This window comes from Amycolatopsis sp. NPDC088138, from assembly GCF_044741685.1.
Classification (GTDB): Bacteria; Actinomycetota; Actinomycetes; order Mycobacteriales; family Pseudonocardiaceae; genus Amycolatopsis.
Genome location: NZ_JBIUTB010000006.1, coordinates 58,393 through 72,326, shown reverse-complemented (window position 1 = coordinate 72,326; position 13,934 = coordinate 58,393). Strand labels below are relative to the sequence as shown.

Here is a 13,934-nt window from a genome sequence, read left to right as displayed (position 1 = left end):
CGGCGGCCGTCACACGGCTCCGTTGTCGGACAGGTTGAGCCACCAGTCGCTCGCCCGTGCCCACTCGATGGTCTTGATCAATCCGTCCCGCAACGACGTTTCCGGCCGCCAGTCGAGGATCCGGCCCGCCTTGGCGTTGTCCGGCACGCGCCGCAGCAGGTCCTCGTAGGACGCCCCGAGCTTCTCCGCGGTGTCGACGTCCACAATGGACTGAACGCCGGTCAGCTCGCCGATGAGCCGCACGACCTCGCCCACGGTGGTCTCGACCATGCTGCCGATGTTGAACGCCTCGCCGACCGCGCCCGGGTGCTCCGCGGCGCGCAGCGTGCCTTCCACCGCGTCGTCGATGAAGGTGAAGCAGCGGGTCTGGAGGCCCTTGTCGTAGACCACGAGCGGCTTCCCGTTCAGCGCGCGGTGGACCGACCGGCTGACGACGTAGGCCGGGCGCTGGCGGGGGCCGTAGACGTTGAAGTAGCGCACGATCGTCGCTTCGAGCCCGTGCTGGCGCGCGAAGGCGAACGTCAGGTGCTCGGCCAGGGCCTTGCTCGAGGAGTAGGACCACCGGTCGGACGCGGTCGAGCCGAGCACCCGGTCGCCGTCCTCGGGCCACGGCACCGCCGGGTTCTTGCCGAACACCTCGCTCGTCGAGCTGAGCACGACCTTGGCGCCGGCGCGGTCGGCGACCTCGAGCACGTTGCGGGTGCCGGTGAAGTTGATGTCGACGACGTCGAGGGGACGCGAGAGGTACTGGTCCACCCCCACCACGGCGGCGAGGTGGAACACGACGTCGGCGCCGGCCGCGGCCCGGCCGAGCGCGGTGACGTCCCGGAGGTCGCCTTCGACGACCCGGACCCGGTCACCGGCCGCCTCGCGCGGCGCGACCGCGTCGAAGACGGTGACCTCGTCACCGCGGTCCAGCAGGCGCTCGACGAGGTGGTGGCCGATGAACCCGGCACCGCCGGTGACCAGGACCCGTCGCGACACACGACCCGCCATCAGCTCGCCTCCGCCCACTCGACGCCACCTTCGGGTTTCCGCAGCGCACTGCCGCGGCCGACGCCCCGGTAGGCGTAGCCGGCGGCGGTCAGCTCGGCGATCCGCTCCTTCGAGTAGTAGGCGCGCCCGTCGAGCAGCACGCACGGCTTCGCCACCGGCAGGGCCGCGAAGTCGATGCTCTCGAAGTCGCGGTGCAGGGCGAGCACCGCGATGCAGTCCGCGTCGCGGACGGTCTCCTCGACCGTCGCCGACGGGGCGATCCCGAAGATCGGCTCGACCTGCTTCGCCTCGACGAGCGGGTCGTACACGCGCACGGTCGCGCCCGCCTTCCGCAGCGCCTTCACCGTCGCCGCCGTCGGGGTCGCCCGCAGGTCGCCGGTGTTGTTCTTGAACGCCAGGCCGAGCACGCCGACGACGGAGCGCGCCGGGTCCTTGCCCTGGCGGACCAGCTCGTCGATCGCCAGCTGGGCGGTGTACTCCGGCATCCCGGCGTTGACCTCACGGCCGGTGGCCGCGGTCCGGATGTCGACCCCGTGCTCCTGGGCGGACTTCCACACCATCCACGGGTCCTTGGTCAGGCACGAGCCGCCGACCCCGACGCTCGGCAGCAGGATGTTGACGTTCCCGGTGCCCTTGGGGATGGTGTTGGCCGCGGACACGACGTCGAGGACGTCGACGCCGTAGATCGCGCAGAACTTGGCGAGCTCGTTGGCCAGCGCGATGTTCAGGTCGATCCACCAGTTGCTCGCCAGCTTGATGATCTCCGCCGCCTCCAGCGAGTCGCGCCGGATCACCTCGACGCCCAGCCCGCGCCGCCAGAACTCGACGGCGTCGCGCACGCAGGCCTCGCTGTAGCCGCCCGCGACGATCGGGAACGCGCGCAGCTCGGCGAGCGCGGTGCCCTCGGCCAGCCGCTCCGGGGTGAACGCGAGGCTGAAGTCGGCGCCGCCGCGCAGGCCGCTCTTCTCCAGCTCGGGGAGCACGACCTCCCGCGTCGTGCCGGGCGGGACGGTGCTCTTGAGGACAACGAGCTGCCCGCGCCGCAGGTGCTTGCGCAGCTCACGGCAGGCGCCGATCAGCTGCTCCGAGGACAGCGAGCCGTCGTCGCGGACCGGCGTGCCGACGCAGATCAGGATCACGTCCGCCGCGGCGGTCTCGGCGAAGTCGGTGGTGACCCGCAGCTTCCCCGCCTCCATGGTGCGGAAGACCATGTCGGGCAGGCCCGCTTCCTCGATCCGGAAGTAGCCCCAGGAGAGTTCCTCGATCAGCTGGGGGTCGCTGTCGATCGCGACGACGTCGAACCCGCGGTCCGCGAGCGTCGCGGCAACGCACGAGCCGACGTAGCCGAAGCCGATCACGGCCACCGTGATCGGCTCGTTCTCGGACAGGAATCGCATCCGCGTCTCCAATCGATGTCGCGGTCGGCGCCGCCGGCCGCCTGTGTCCCAGGGTCACCGACGGCCACGGCGGCGGACCACTTCTCCCTTGCCCCGAGCGGAACAGAGCACGCCGGGAGGGGGGCGCCCACACCCGCACTGGAGAAGAGGCCATCCGGGCGGGCGCGGTGGGAGTGTCGAAGACCAGTGTCCGGTCGGTAGGGGAGCCCATGAACGACCTCATCAACGTGATGCAACCCTGTCTCGGCGAACGCGAACTCGCCGCGGTGCGGGAAGTCTTCGAGAGCAACTGGATCGGCCGCGGCAAGCGCACCGCCGAGTTCGAGGCGCGCTTCGCCGAGCACATCGGTGTCGGCCGGGACCACGTCGTGTCGGTCAACTCGTGCACCGAGGCCACATTCATCGCGATGGACCTTCTCGGCGTCGGCCCCGGCGACGAGGTCGTCCTGCCCTCCATCAGCTTCGTCGGCGCCGCCAACGCGATCGCCTCGCGCGGCGCGCGGCCGGTGTTCTGCGACGTGGACGCGCACACGCTCAACCCGCGGGTGGCCGACATCGAGGCCGCGCTGACCCCGCGCACCAAGGCGGTCATCGTCCTGCACTACGGCGGCCACCCCGGTGACGTCGTCGCGATCGCCGCGCTGTGCCGCGACCGGGGCGTCAAGCTCATCGAGGACGCCGCCATCGCCGTCGACTCGCAGGTCGACGGCCAGGCGTGCGGCACGTTCGGCGACATCGCCATGTGGAGCTTCGACCACGGCAAGATCGTGGTGACCGTCGACGGCGGCATGCTCTACGTCCGCGACCCCGAGCTGGCGGCGCGCGCGCCCAAGGTGGCCTACCTGGGCATGGAGCAGCGCAGCGGCTTCGACCAGGCCATGCGCGCCAGCACCCGCTGGTGGGACTTCGACGTCACGTCGTTCTCCCGCCGCTCGACCACCAACGACGTGCTCAGCGCGATCGGCATCGTCCAGCTCGAGCGGCTGCCCGAGTTCATCGCCCGCCGGGCCGAGGTCGCGGCGAGCTACGACGAGGGCTTCGCCGGCCTGGCCGGGCTGCGCCGCCCGCCCACGCTGCCCGCGGGGCACCGGACGTCCCACTACATGTACTGGGTGCAGCTCGACCCGGAACTGCGCGACGTCGTCGCCCGCGACCTCTACGCCCGCGGCGTCTACACGACGTTCCGGTACCCGCCGCTGCACGAGGTGCCCTCCTACGGCTGGACGACCCCGCTGCCGAACACCGAGGCGGCCGCGGCCGGCACCCTGCTGCTGCCCATGCACCAGGGTCTGAGCGACGACGACGTGCGCCGCGTCGTCGACGCCGTGCGCGAGTGCGTCACGGCACGGACCCTCGACCAGGCCGCGTAGGCGGGCGTCGTGAGCGAAGTCGACGATCCGCCGATCCGCCGGCTGTCGACGCGCCTGGTGTACCGCAACGAATGGCTCGCGGTGCACGAGGACCGCATCGAACGCCAGGACGGCTCCGAGGGGATCTACTCCGTCATCGAGCGGCCCGACTTCGCCCTGGTCATGGCGACCGAGAACGACGGGTTCCACCTGGTCGACCAGTACCGCTACCCGGTGCGCGGGCGCTACTGGGAGTTCCCGCAGGGGTGCTTCCCGGACTGGGGCGTCGGGACGCAGGAGGAGCTGGCCCGCGCCGAGCTCGCCGAGGAGACGGGCCTGCGCGCCGGCGCGCTGCGCCACCTGGGCCACATGCTCGCCTGGCACGGCGCGAGCCCGCAGGCCTGCGACGTCTTCGTGGCCACGGACCTGACCCCGGGCCCGCCCGACCGCGAACCGTCCGAACAGGACATGCGGCACCGCTGGGTCACCCGGCGCGAGTTCGAGCGCATGATCCGCGACGGCGAGATCAAGGACAACTCGACGGTCGCCGCCTACGGCCTGTACCTGCTCGCCGAGCGCGGCTCGGCCTGAGGGCGACCACACCCGGCGGTACTCCGCCGCTCATCGCTTCCTCTTCCCCGAGCCTCCGGGGACATCGGACAGGCGGGCGGACCCGCCTGTCCGATGTGGACCTTCGCTACGGCACGATCTCCATCTGCGCCATCATCCCGATCGAGGAATGGTCCAGGAAGTGGCAGTGGAACGGGTACTTGCCCAGGTAGTCGGTGAACGTCGCCTGGACCCGGACCGTCTCACCGGGCATGACCAGCACCGTGTCCTTGCGGCCCACGTCGTCCGGTGTCGGCGCCGCGCCGTCGCGGGAGAGCACCCGGAACTGCTCGAGGTGCAGGTGGAACGTGTGCGGGGCACCCCACACCGTGTCGGTGTTGGTGACGTTCCAGATCTCCGTCGCGCCGCGCTTGACCTGGAAGTCCACCCGGTTCGGGTCGTAGGGCAGGTCGTTGACGAGGCCGACGTTGCCCGAGTCGTCGAACCGCATCGTGACGTTCCGCTCGACGGTCGGGGTGCCCAGCGCGGGCAGCGCCCGCAGCGTGGCGGGCACCCGGCTGGTGTCGGCCGCGGTGCGCGTCACGTCGAACCGGAGCACCGGTCCCGACACGTCGGAGAGCACGAACTTGGACCCGATCGGCTGACCGGAGAAGTCGACCACGATGTCCACGCGTTCCCCGGAGGTGAACGTGATGTCCGTCCGCGTCACCGGCGCCGGCAGCAGACCGCCGTCGGAGCCGATCTGCACCATCGGGAGACCACCGAGGGTGAGCCGGAACCCGCGCTCGTTGCCCGTGTTGAGCAGGCGGAACCGGTACTTGCGCGCGGCCACCTGGAAGTACGGCGCCGCCACGCCGTTGACGAGCACCGTGGTGCGGTCCGGCACGGAGCTCGGCCAGACCAGGGTGCCGTTGGCGTCGATCTGGGCGTCGCGGATCATGATCGGCACGTCGTACTGCCCGCTGGGCAGGTTCAGCGCGGCTTCCGCGGGGTCGTCGATGATGTAGAAGCCGTGCAGCCCCTTGTAGACGTTCTCCGCTTCGGCACCGTGCGAGTGGTCGTGGTACCAGAGCGTCGCGCCCTGCTGCTTGTTCGGGTAGTGGTACGTGCGGCTCGCACCCGGCGCGATCAGGTCCATCGGGTAGCCGTCGTCGGCCGAGGCGTTGTGGCCGCCGTGCAGGTGCACGTTGGACGTCACGTTCAGCTGGTTGGTGAACGTGACCTCCACCGGGGTGCCCGTCTTGGCGCGGATGGTCGGCCCGATGAACTGGCCGCCGAAGGTCCGCACCGGCGTCGGCTTGCCGGGCGTGAACGCGAACTGCGCCGTCTTGATGGGAATCTGGTAGACGTCGGTGCCGCCGCGGCGCGTGGGCGACAGCTGCTGCGGCACCGGCATGCACTGCGAGAACTGTGCGGCCACGCGGGTACCGGCCGCCGCCGGCGGGCCGCCGGCCGCCGCCTCGTGCCCGGTGTGGTCCGGTGCGCCCGTGGCCGCCCCCGCGCTCATGGCCGAAGGCATCAGGGCCACGCCCCCCACGACGCCACCCGCCGTCATCCACCCCAGAAGTTTTCTTCGGTTCAACATTGTCCGCTCCTCGGAGCTCATTGTTTCTTCTTGGCACCGCATTCCAGTGCGCTCCCCACCGCGATCCTCTGCGGTCCGCCGGGCGCGGGCATCTCTATGGATGCGGTAGAAGCCAACGAAGCCGACACGCAATGCACAACGAATGGCCGCGGGCGGACAGCCGCGGCCATTCTGCCTTTCCGTGCACGAGCCGTTCCGCACCGTCACCCGAGCAGTGACGGACCCGGCACCGGGGGTGATACCGGTCAATCACGCAAAGAGAATGGGCCCGGCCGCGTGGCCGAGCCCATTCTGTCTTTCCGTGCGCGATCCGTTCCGCACCGTCACCCGGCCGCTTTCACCTGGGCGCCTCGAGCGGAACCGAGTTCGCCAGCCCGCCGTCCACCCCGAGGTCCTGGCCGGTGATGAAAGCCGCCCGCGGCGACAGCAGGAAGGTCACCGCTTCGGCGATGTCCTCGGCCCGGCCGAACCGGCCGAGCGGGATCTGCGTGCGGAACGCGGTGCGCGCCTGTTCGTTCGGAGCGAGGCCGTCGAGCATCTCCGTATCGATGTAACCAGGGCTGACCGCGTTGACCCGGATTCCCCGGCCGGCCAGGTCGGAGGCGAGCGAGCGGGCCAGGTTGGTCGCGGCGGCCTTCGTCGCGGCGTACAACGAGGCGGGACCCACGCCGCGGTGCGCGAGGAAGGTACCGTTGATCACGACGGCGCCGCCGTCGTCGAACAGCGTCACCGCCTTCTGGATCGTGAAGAAAGTACCCTTGAAATTGACGGTGGAGACCTGGTCGAAATCGGCCTCGGTGACCACCGCGGCCGGGCCGCCGTAAGCCAGCCCGGCGTTGGCGAAAACACCGTCCAGCCGGCCGAAACGATTCTTGATCCGGCTGACCAGCTCGTCGAGCTCGTCGGTGCGGGCCACGTCCGTGGCCACGGCGAGAACCCGATCACCAGTGGGATCCAGCTCTTTCGCCGCGACTTCGAGACGCTCGATGCGGCGCCCGGCGATCACTGCGTTCGCCCCCGCCTCGACCAGTTGCTTCGCGGTGGCAAGACCGATGCCGCTCCCACCGCCGGTAATGAGAACCGTCTTTCCTGCGAATTCGGACATGCGACAAGTTCACACCGGCGGCAGGCACACGGCGTCTTCTTCATTGCGTGGTTCCCGCTTCCGGGTGGTGCCCGGCCAGGGCCGCGGTGAAGCCCGGCCTCGACCCCGCAACGGCAGAGAAGCCTGGCACCGCGGGCGGTGTGATGCTTGCAGGACGGCCGAATCCGCCGGCGACACGATGTGAGGGCCCCTCAGATATGTCAATCACGAAATCAGGGAGGTGACCGCGATGGGCCAGGAAGCTGGGACCCGCGCGGTGGTGCTCGGAGGCAGCATTGCCGGCCTGTTCGCAGCCAAGGTGCTCGCGGACGCCTACGACGAGGTCCAGATCGTCGACCGGGACAAGCTCGTCGGCGTCAAGGGCGTCCGGCGGTTCTGCCCGCAGAGCCACCAGGCCAACGGCCTGCTCGCCCGCGGCGTGCAGGTGATGGAAGAGCTCTTCCCGGGGCTCACGCAGGAGATGATCGACAACGGCGTGCCGACCGGCGACCTGTCCGGCAGCTGCCGGTGGTACGCCCGGGGCAACCGCCTCAAGCAGCAGCACGCGGGCCTGACCACCCTCGGGGTGGTGCGGCCGATGTTCGAGTACTTCATCCGCGAGCGCGTGCAGCAGATCCCCAACGTGAAGTTCATCGAAGAGCACGACATCCTCGGCCTCACCACGTCGGCGGACAAGAGCCAGGTCACCGGCGCCCGGGTGCAGAAGCGCGGCACCGACACCGACGAGGTCATCGACGCCGACCTGGTGGTCGACGCCACCGGCCGCGGCTCGCGGACCCCGGTCTGGCTGGAGCAGCTCGGTTACGAAAAGCCGTTCGAGGAGCGCAAGAAGATCGACCTCGGCTACGTGACCCAGCACTTCCGCCTGCGCGAGGGCGCCAACGGGTTCGTCAACGACGTCGCGATCAACCAGATCGCGCACGACGTCGCGCCCCGCGGCAACGTCTTCTTCCTGGTGGAGGACGGCAAGGTCGAGCTGACCACCTACGGCATCCTCGGCGACCACCCGCCCACCGAGTACAACGCGCTCATGGGGTGGCTGAAGGCGTTGCCCGTCAAGGACGTCTACAACACCCTGCGGTACGCGGACCCGGTCGACAAGGCGATGCCGTTCAAGTTCCCGACGACGCTGCGCCGCCACTACCAGAAGCTGCGCCGCTTCCCCGAGGGCTTGCTCGTCACCGGCGACGCCGTCACCACGTTCAACCCGGTGTACGCCCAGGGCATGAGCGTCGCCGCGCTCTGCGCGCTGGTGCTGCGCCAGCACCTGCACAGCGGGGCCGCGCCGGTGCCGCAGGACTACTTCCGGGACCTGGCCACCGACGCCATCGACCAGGCGTGGGAGATGACCAACCAGATCGACCTGAGCCTGCCGGGCGTCGAGGGCGAGCGCACCTTCAAGGTGAAGATGGGCAACTGGTTCCTGCGCCGGGTGCAGATCGCCGCGACCCACGACGGCGCCATCACCGCCGAGTATTTCAAGACCGCCGGCCTCGTCCAGAAGCCGGAGGCCCTGATGCGCCCGGGCTTCGCGCTCAAGGTGCTGTGGAAGTCGCTGTTCGGCCCGTCGAAGGAAAGCCGGGTGCAGTTCGAGTTCCCGGTCGCCGAAGGCGTCGAACCGGCGTTCGGCGGCGAGGCAGCCGAGCTGCCGAAGGCGGCATGACCGCACCGACCGTTCACATCGGCCACGGGAGTCCCGCCGGGACTCCCGTGGCCGTGCCCGTAGGGGCGATCCGACCACTGGAGTGCCGATGACCACCGCGCACCGGACCTGTCCCATCTGCGACGCCGTCTGCGGACTGAAGATCGACCTCGACCCCGCCGGCCGCGTCACGAAGGTGCGCGGTGACGAGCAGGATCCGTTCACCAAGGGCTACATCTGCCCGAAGGGCGCGAGCCTCGGCAACCTCGACGAGGACCCGGACCGCTTGCGCCACCCCATGATCCGCGAAGGCGACGAGTGGCGGGAGGCCTCGTGGGACGAGGCGTTCGCGGCCGTCGAGCGCGGGATCACCGGTGTCATCGAGAAGTACGGCCGGGACGCGGTCGCCGTCTACTTCGGCAACCCGACCTACCACACGATGGCCGGGTTCCTGTACCGCATCCCGCTGATCCAGTCGCTGGCGACGAAGAACGTCTACTCCTCCGGCACGATCGACCACATGCCCAAGCACGTGGCCTGCGCCCACCTCTACGGCGACCCGTTCGCCATCGCCGTGCCGGACATCGACCGGACCGACTACCTGCTCGTGCTCGGCGCGAACCCGATGGAGTCGCACGGTTCCCTGTTCTGCGCCCCGGACATGCCGGCGCGGCTGCGGGCGCTGCGCAAGCGCGGCGGCAAGCTGGTCGTGGTCGACCCCCGCCGCACCCGCACCGCGAAGGCCTGCGACGAGCACTTCTTCGTCCGGCCGGGCACGGATTCGGTGCTGCTGCTGGGCATCGTCCACACGCTGCTGCAGGAGAACCTCGCCACGGTCACCCTCGACGTCGCCGGGCTCGACGAGCTCAAGGCGCTGACCGAGGAGTTCTCGCCGGCGGTGGCCGAGCTGGTCTGCGGCGTGCCGGCCGAGGACATCGCGCGGCTCGCCCGCGAGCTGGCCGCGGCGCCGTCGGCGGCGGTGTACTCGCGCATGGGCGGGTCGGTCGTCGAGTTCGGGACGATCACGCAGTGGCTCGTCGACGTGATCAACATCCTGACCGGCAACCTCGACAACCCCGGCGGGACGATGTTCACCCGGACCGCCGCGCTCGAGGTGTTCCGCACCGGCCAGCCGTTCGAGTGGGACCGCTGGCGCAGCCGCGTGAAGGGTTTCCCCGAGGTGCTCGGCGAGCTGCCGACCGCGACGCTGCCCGACGAGATCGAGACACCCGGCGAGGGTCAGGTCCGGGCGCTGATCAACATCGCGGCCAACCAGGTGGTCGCGGCCCCCAACGGGCCGCGGTTCGGGCGGGCGTTCGACGAGCTGGACTTCATGGTCTGCGTCGACCCGTACCTCACCGAGACCACCAAGCGCGCGCACGTGATCCTGCCGCCGCCGCGCATCCTGCAGATGGCGCACTACGACTTCCTGATGCAGATCGTGATGGTGCGCAACTACACCCGCTACTCCCCCGCGGCCCTGCCGCTCGACGACGACCAGCGGTCGGAGGCGGAGATCCTGGCGCGGCTGACGCTGATCGCGGGCGGTGCCCCGCTGCAGGTGCCGGCGGGCGCCGTCGACGAGGGCTTCATCGGCCAGCTGCTCACCGGGGCGACGCAGATGCCCGGCTCCCCGGTGGAGGGCATGGACGTCGAGGTGCTGCGCGCCACGATCGAGGGCGACGACGGCCCGGAGCAGATCCTGGACACCCTGCTGAAGTTCGGCCCGTACGGTCTTTCCCTGGCCAAGCTCAAGGAGAAGCCGCACGGCATCGACCTCGGCCCGCTCGAGCCGCGGCTGAAGGAGCTGGTGTGCAACCCGTCGGGCAAGGTCGAGCTGACGCCGGAGCCGATCGTCGCCGACTTCGCGCGGCTGCGCGCCCGGCTGGCCGAGCCGGCGCCGGAGGTGCTGCTGATCGGACGCCGTCAGCTGCGGTCCAACAACAGCTGGCTGCACAACGTCCCGTCGCTCGTCGGCGGCAGCAACCGGTGCACGCTGCACGTCAACCCGGCCGACGTCACCCGGTACGGCCTGGGCGAGCGGGCGGTCGTGCGGTCGTCGGCCGGCGAGCTGGTCGTCGAGGTCGAGCCGACCGACTCGATCATGCCGGGCGTGGTGAGCCTCCCGCACGGCTGGGGGCACGCGGGCAGCTCGCAGCGCGTCGCCGCGCAGCACCCCGGGGTCAACGCGAACACGCTGACCGACGAGCTGGTCGTGGACGTCCCGTCCGGCAACGCGGTCTTCAACGGCGTGCCCGTCACGGTCGGCCCGTACCCGGCCTGACCGGCTACCGGGCCGTCACGTGGTGGCGGCCCGGGAGTCCGGCACCCCGGCGTAATCGGGCAGCTCGACGCCGTTGAGCGCGCGCTCCACCAGCGCGGTGAGTGCCTCCATGTCGGGCTCCGGGGCCGGCTCGGCGCCAGGCTCCGCCGCGGCGAGACTGTCCACGTGCAGCCGGCCGATCTCCTGGTTGGCCTCGACGAACGAGCGCATCCGCGCCTCGTAGGCGGCGAACCCGGCCGCCGGGTCCCAGCCGGCGGCGGCCAGCTCCCCGGCCAGCAGGTAGGCGCCGACCAGGGCGAGGCCGGTGCCCTGCCCGGACATCGGCGACGCGCAGAACGCCGCGTCCCCGAGCAGCCCCACCCGGCCGCTCGACCAGCGGTCGAGCACCACCTGGGCGACCTGGTCGAGGTAGAAGTCCGGGGTGTCGTCCAGGTGCGCGAGGATTTTCGGGGTCAGCCAGCCCAGGCCGGCCGTCCGCTCGCGCAGCAGGGTTTTCTGGGCCTCGATGTCGCGGTAGTCGACGTCGAAGTCGGCCGCGGGGAACGAGAACATCGCCATCGCCCGGGTGGCGTCCCGGATGGGCCGCAGGCTCACCGAGCGCCCGGACGCCTTGTCCTGGTGGTCGAGCAGCCAGCGGTCCAGGCCGAACTCGTTGGGCACGCTGTAGAAGGCGAGCACGAGCCCGAGGTGGCGGACGAACCGCTCGCGCGGCCCGAAGACCATCCCCCGCAGCGACGAGTGCAGCCCGTCCGCCCCGATCACCAGGTCGAAGCGCCGCCGGTCGCCGCCCGCGAAGGTCACGTCGACGCCGTCGGCGTCCTGGGTGAGCTCGGCGATCCGGTCGCCGAAGACGTACTCGGCGTCGTCGCGGGTGTCGTCGTGGAGCACCTGGGACAGGTCGCCGCGCAGGATCTCGATCTCCGAGATGTACCCGTCGCCGCCGTCGTCCTCCGCGCTGAAGGTCTCCAGCACGGCGCCGTCCGCGTCCACGGTGTGCGCGCCGGCGGTCTCGGTGCGGGCCGCGCGCACCGGCGCGTCCAGCCCCATCCGCACGATGACGTCCTTGGTCACCCCGCGCGCGTCCACCGCCTGCCCGCCGGGACGCAGGCCGGGCGCCCGCTCGACCACGGTCACCTCGGCCCCCCGCCGGACCAGCCAGTGGGCCAGCGCCGGCCCCGCGATGCTCGCCCCCGCCACCAGAACCCTGATACCGCTCACCGTGCCCCCAGTCCACCGTACGGATCTCGGTCCTCATTGTACGGTGGCCACGGCCCGGGCCTGCGACGACGCGTCCGGTGTCAGCGATCGCCGAAGCGCAGGGGGAGACTGTTCGGCCCGTGGATGCCGATCGGCGGCCGCCAGGTGAACGGACCCGCGAACTCCGGCGCCCCCAGCCGGGCCGCCAGCGCCGGCAGCGCCTCGCCCAGCTCCAGCTTGGCCAGGGCGATGCCGAGGCAGTGGTGCGGTCCCGCGCCGAACTGGAGCAGCGGTGCGTCGCAGGTGGTCGTGATGTCGAACCCCGCGCCGTCGCGGAAGACGCGGGGGTCGCGCTGGGCGGCGGTCACCACCATGGTGAGGAAGGTGCCCTCGGCGATGTGCAGGCCCTCGAAGTCGAAGTCCTGCGCGGCGAACCGGTAGATCGTCGGGGAGGACGGCAGCCAGCGCATGACCTCGTCGACCGCCTGGCCGGCGAGCTCGGGACGGCGGCCCAGCAGCCGCCACTGGTCCGGGTGCCCGGCGAAGGCGACCATCGCGTTGGCGAGCTGGTGGCGGGTCGTGTCGTGCGCCGCGAACACCGTGGTGACGATCAGGTTGCGCAGCTCCGCCGCGCTGATCAGCGGATCCTCCCGCTGGGCGGCGACGAGCGCGGAGACGAGATCGTCACCCGGCGCGGCCTTCTTGGCCTCGACCAGCTCGTCGATGTACTTGTTGAGCCCGACGAGCGCGGTCTCGACGCGGGTCACGACGTCACCGCCGAGCGCGATGCTGAACACCAGGCCGATGTCCGTCGTCCAGGTGTGGAAGAGCTCGTGGTCCTCGGGCGGCACGCCGAGCATCTCGCTCATCACGGCCAGCGGCAGCGGGTTGGCGAACTCCTCGATGAAGTCGCACTCCGCCGCCGACGCCACGTGTTCGGCCAGCCGCCGCGCCCGCTCCCGGACGAACGGCCGCAGCCCGTCGATCATCCGCGGGGTGAAGGCCTTGCCGACCAGGCCGCGCAGGCGGCGGTGGTGCGCGCCGTCGTGGTTCATGATCATCGGGACGAACCAGTCGTGGATCGGCCCGCCGAAGACGCCGTTCATCTCCATGAAGCGCTTGCCGTTGTGGTCGAGCCGCTGGTCGCGCAGCAACGCGCGCGCCTCGGCGTAGCGCAGCACGAGGAGGCCGACCGGGCTGTCCGCGTACCAGTTCTTCGCCTGCGCCTCGGCCACTTCCGGGGTCCCGAAACCGAACCCGGGCGCGGTGACGTCCAGGAAGGCGACGTCCGTGCGGTCCATTGTGGCTACTGGGCCGGCGGGGCGAAGTAGTCGCGCACGACGCTGATCTGGTTGTCCATCATGGTCATGAGCGCCTCGACGATGCCCGGCTCGGCGTCGTCGGTGACCATGAACTCCCGCGAGTACTCCAGGAAGCTGCGGCCGGGGTCGTTGGTCACCGGGAAGACGCGGTAGGTGGCGACGTAGTCGTAGAGGCACAGCACGGGCGCGAGCGTCCGGTAGGTGAGCGAGCGGGCCACGTCGTTGCGCCCGGCGACCTCCTGCTGCACCAGCCCCTGGTTGGCCAGCATGGTGAACTCGTAGCGCGACGGCACCCGCTCCGGCGAGCCGCCCTCGACCCACTCCACGCCGCCGACGGTGTCCCCGAAGAGGATCTTCACCAGCTTCAGGACGTCGCGGACCTCGGACCAGACCGCGTCCGGATCGGCGTCCAGCACGGTCGTCTGGTACATCGTGTGCTTCGGCTTGAGAATCACGACATCTCCACGGAGTTGAGGGGAACCGTCAC

Annotated in this window: 11 protein-coding genes; 4 read left to right on the top strand and 7 right to left on the bottom strand. The window is 70.7% G+C overall.

Annotated elements, in window-relative coordinates:
- Nucleotides 1–9: 9 nt before the first annotated feature.
- Nucleotides 10–996 carry an NAD-dependent epimerase/dehydratase family protein gene (locus ACIOD2_RS31955; protein ID WP_400546388.1) on the bottom strand — a complete coding sequence of 329 codons (987 nt, stop codon included), beginning with the start codon at nucleotides 994–996 and terminating at the stop codon, nucleotides 10–12.
- The gene (locus tag ACIOD2_RS31950) at nucleotides 996–2,393 is read right to left on the bottom strand and encodes a nucleotide sugar dehydrogenase (protein WP_400546385.1); all 1,398 of its coding nucleotides are present in this window, start codon (nucleotides 2,391–2,393) and stop codon (nucleotides 996–998) included. The genes ACIOD2_RS31955 and ACIOD2_RS31950 overlap by 1 nt, the downstream gene beginning before the upstream one ends.
- A 209-nt stretch (nucleotides 2,394–2,602) precedes the next feature.
- Between ACIOD2_RS31950 and ACIOD2_RS31945 the strand changes: the two genes are divergently transcribed.
- Entirely contained in the window at nucleotides 2,603–3,763 is a 1,161-nt protein-coding gene (locus ACIOD2_RS31945; protein WP_400546382.1) for a DegT/DnrJ/EryC1/StrS family aminotransferase, read from the top strand.
- 9 nt (nucleotides 3,764–3,772) lie between these two features.
- Entirely contained in the window at nucleotides 3,773–4,333 is a 561-nt protein-coding gene (locus tag ACIOD2_RS31940; protein WP_400546379.1) for an NUDIX domain-containing protein, read from the top strand.
- Nucleotides 4,334–4,439: 106 nt separating this feature from the next.
- On the opposite strand, the gene ACIOD2_RS31935 is transcribed toward ACIOD2_RS31940, so the two are convergent.
- The gene (locus ACIOD2_RS31935; protein WP_400546376.1) at nucleotides 4,440–5,849 is read right to left on the bottom strand and encodes a multicopper oxidase family protein; all 1,410 of its coding nucleotides are present in this window, start codon (nucleotides 5,847–5,849) and stop codon (nucleotides 4,440–4,442) included.
- A gap of 385 nt (nucleotides 5,850–6,234) precedes the next feature.
- A complete protein-coding gene (locus tag ACIOD2_RS31930) occupies nucleotides 6,235–7,002 on the bottom strand; it encodes an SDR family NAD(P)-dependent oxidoreductase (protein WP_400546373.1) in 768 nt (255 codons plus the stop codon).
- 229 nt (nucleotides 7,003–7,231) lie between these two features.
- Between ACIOD2_RS31930 and ACIOD2_RS31925 the strand changes: the two genes are divergently transcribed.
- Together ACIOD2_RS31925 and ACIOD2_RS31920 are read left to right on the top strand one after the other, a co-directional pair.
- Nucleotides 7,232–8,665, top strand: coding sequence for an FAD-dependent oxidoreductase (locus ACIOD2_RS31925; RefSeq protein WP_400546370.1), 1,434 nt, complete (start codon nucleotides 7,232–7,234; stop codon nucleotides 8,663–8,665).
- 88 nt (nucleotides 8,666–8,753) lie between these two features.
- Nucleotides 8,754–10,928: a molybdopterin oxidoreductase family protein gene (locus ACIOD2_RS31920; RefSeq protein ID WP_400546367.1), complete on the top strand. Its 2,175-nt coding sequence runs from the start codon at nucleotides 8,754–8,756 to the stop codon at nucleotides 10,926–10,928.
- 15 nt (nucleotides 10,929–10,943) lie between these two features.
- Here the strand turns inward: ACIOD2_RS31920 and ACIOD2_RS31915 are convergent, their stop codons facing one another.
- The 3 genes from ACIOD2_RS31915 to ACIOD2_RS31905 all read right to left on the bottom strand — a co-directional run bounded on the left by ACIOD2_RS31915 (nucleotide 10,944) and on the right by ACIOD2_RS31905 (nucleotide 13,902).
- Nucleotides 10,944–12,128 carry an FAD-dependent monooxygenase gene (locus ACIOD2_RS31915; protein WP_400548848.1) on the bottom strand — a complete coding sequence of 395 codons (1,185 nt, stop codon included), beginning with the start codon at nucleotides 12,126–12,128 and terminating at the stop codon, nucleotides 10,944–10,946.
- 98 nt (nucleotides 12,129–12,226) lie between these two features.
- Nucleotides 12,227–13,426, bottom strand: coding sequence for a cytochrome P450 (locus tag ACIOD2_RS31910; protein WP_400546364.1), 1,200 nt, complete (start codon nucleotides 13,424–13,426; stop codon nucleotides 12,227–12,229).
- Between the two features lie 5 nt (nucleotides 13,427–13,431).
- Nucleotides 13,432–13,902 (bottom strand): SRPBCC family protein, encoded by a 471-nt coding sequence (locus tag ACIOD2_RS31905; RefSeq protein ID WP_400546361.1) that lies wholly within the window; start codon nucleotides 13,900–13,902, stop codon nucleotides 13,432–13,434.
- Nucleotides 13,903–13,934 lie beyond the last annotated feature (32 nt).

Excerpts from the sequence above, each read along its gene's own strand:
- ACIOD2_RS31945 (WP_400546382.1), top strand. The coding sequence starts at position 2,603 with ATGAACGACCTCATCAACGTGATGCAACCCTGTCTCGGCGAACGCGAA.
- ACIOD2_RS31920 (WP_400546367.1), top strand. The coding sequence starts at position 8,754 with ATGACCACCGCGCACCGGACCTGTCCCATCTGCGACGCCGTCTGCGGA.
- ACIOD2_RS31925 (WP_400546370.1), top strand. The coding sequence starts at position 7,232 with ATGGGCCAGGAAGCTGGGACCCGCGCGGTGGTGCTCGGAGGCAGCATT.
- ACIOD2_RS31955 (WP_400546388.1), bottom strand. The coding sequence starts at position 996 with ATGGCGGGTCGTGTGTCGCGACGGGTCCTGGTCACCGGCGGTGCCGGG.
- ACIOD2_RS31910 (WP_400546364.1), bottom strand. The coding sequence starts at position 13,426 with ATGGACCGCACGGACGTCGCCTTCCTGGACGTCACCGCGCCCGGGTTC.
- ACIOD2_RS31930 (WP_400546373.1), bottom strand. The coding sequence starts at position 7,002 with ATGTCCGAATTCGCAGGAAAGACGGTTCTCATTACCGGCGGTGGGAGC.
- ACIOD2_RS31950 (WP_400546385.1), bottom strand. The coding sequence starts at position 2,393 with ATGCGATTCCTGTCCGAGAACGAGCCGATCACGGTGGCCGTGATCGGC.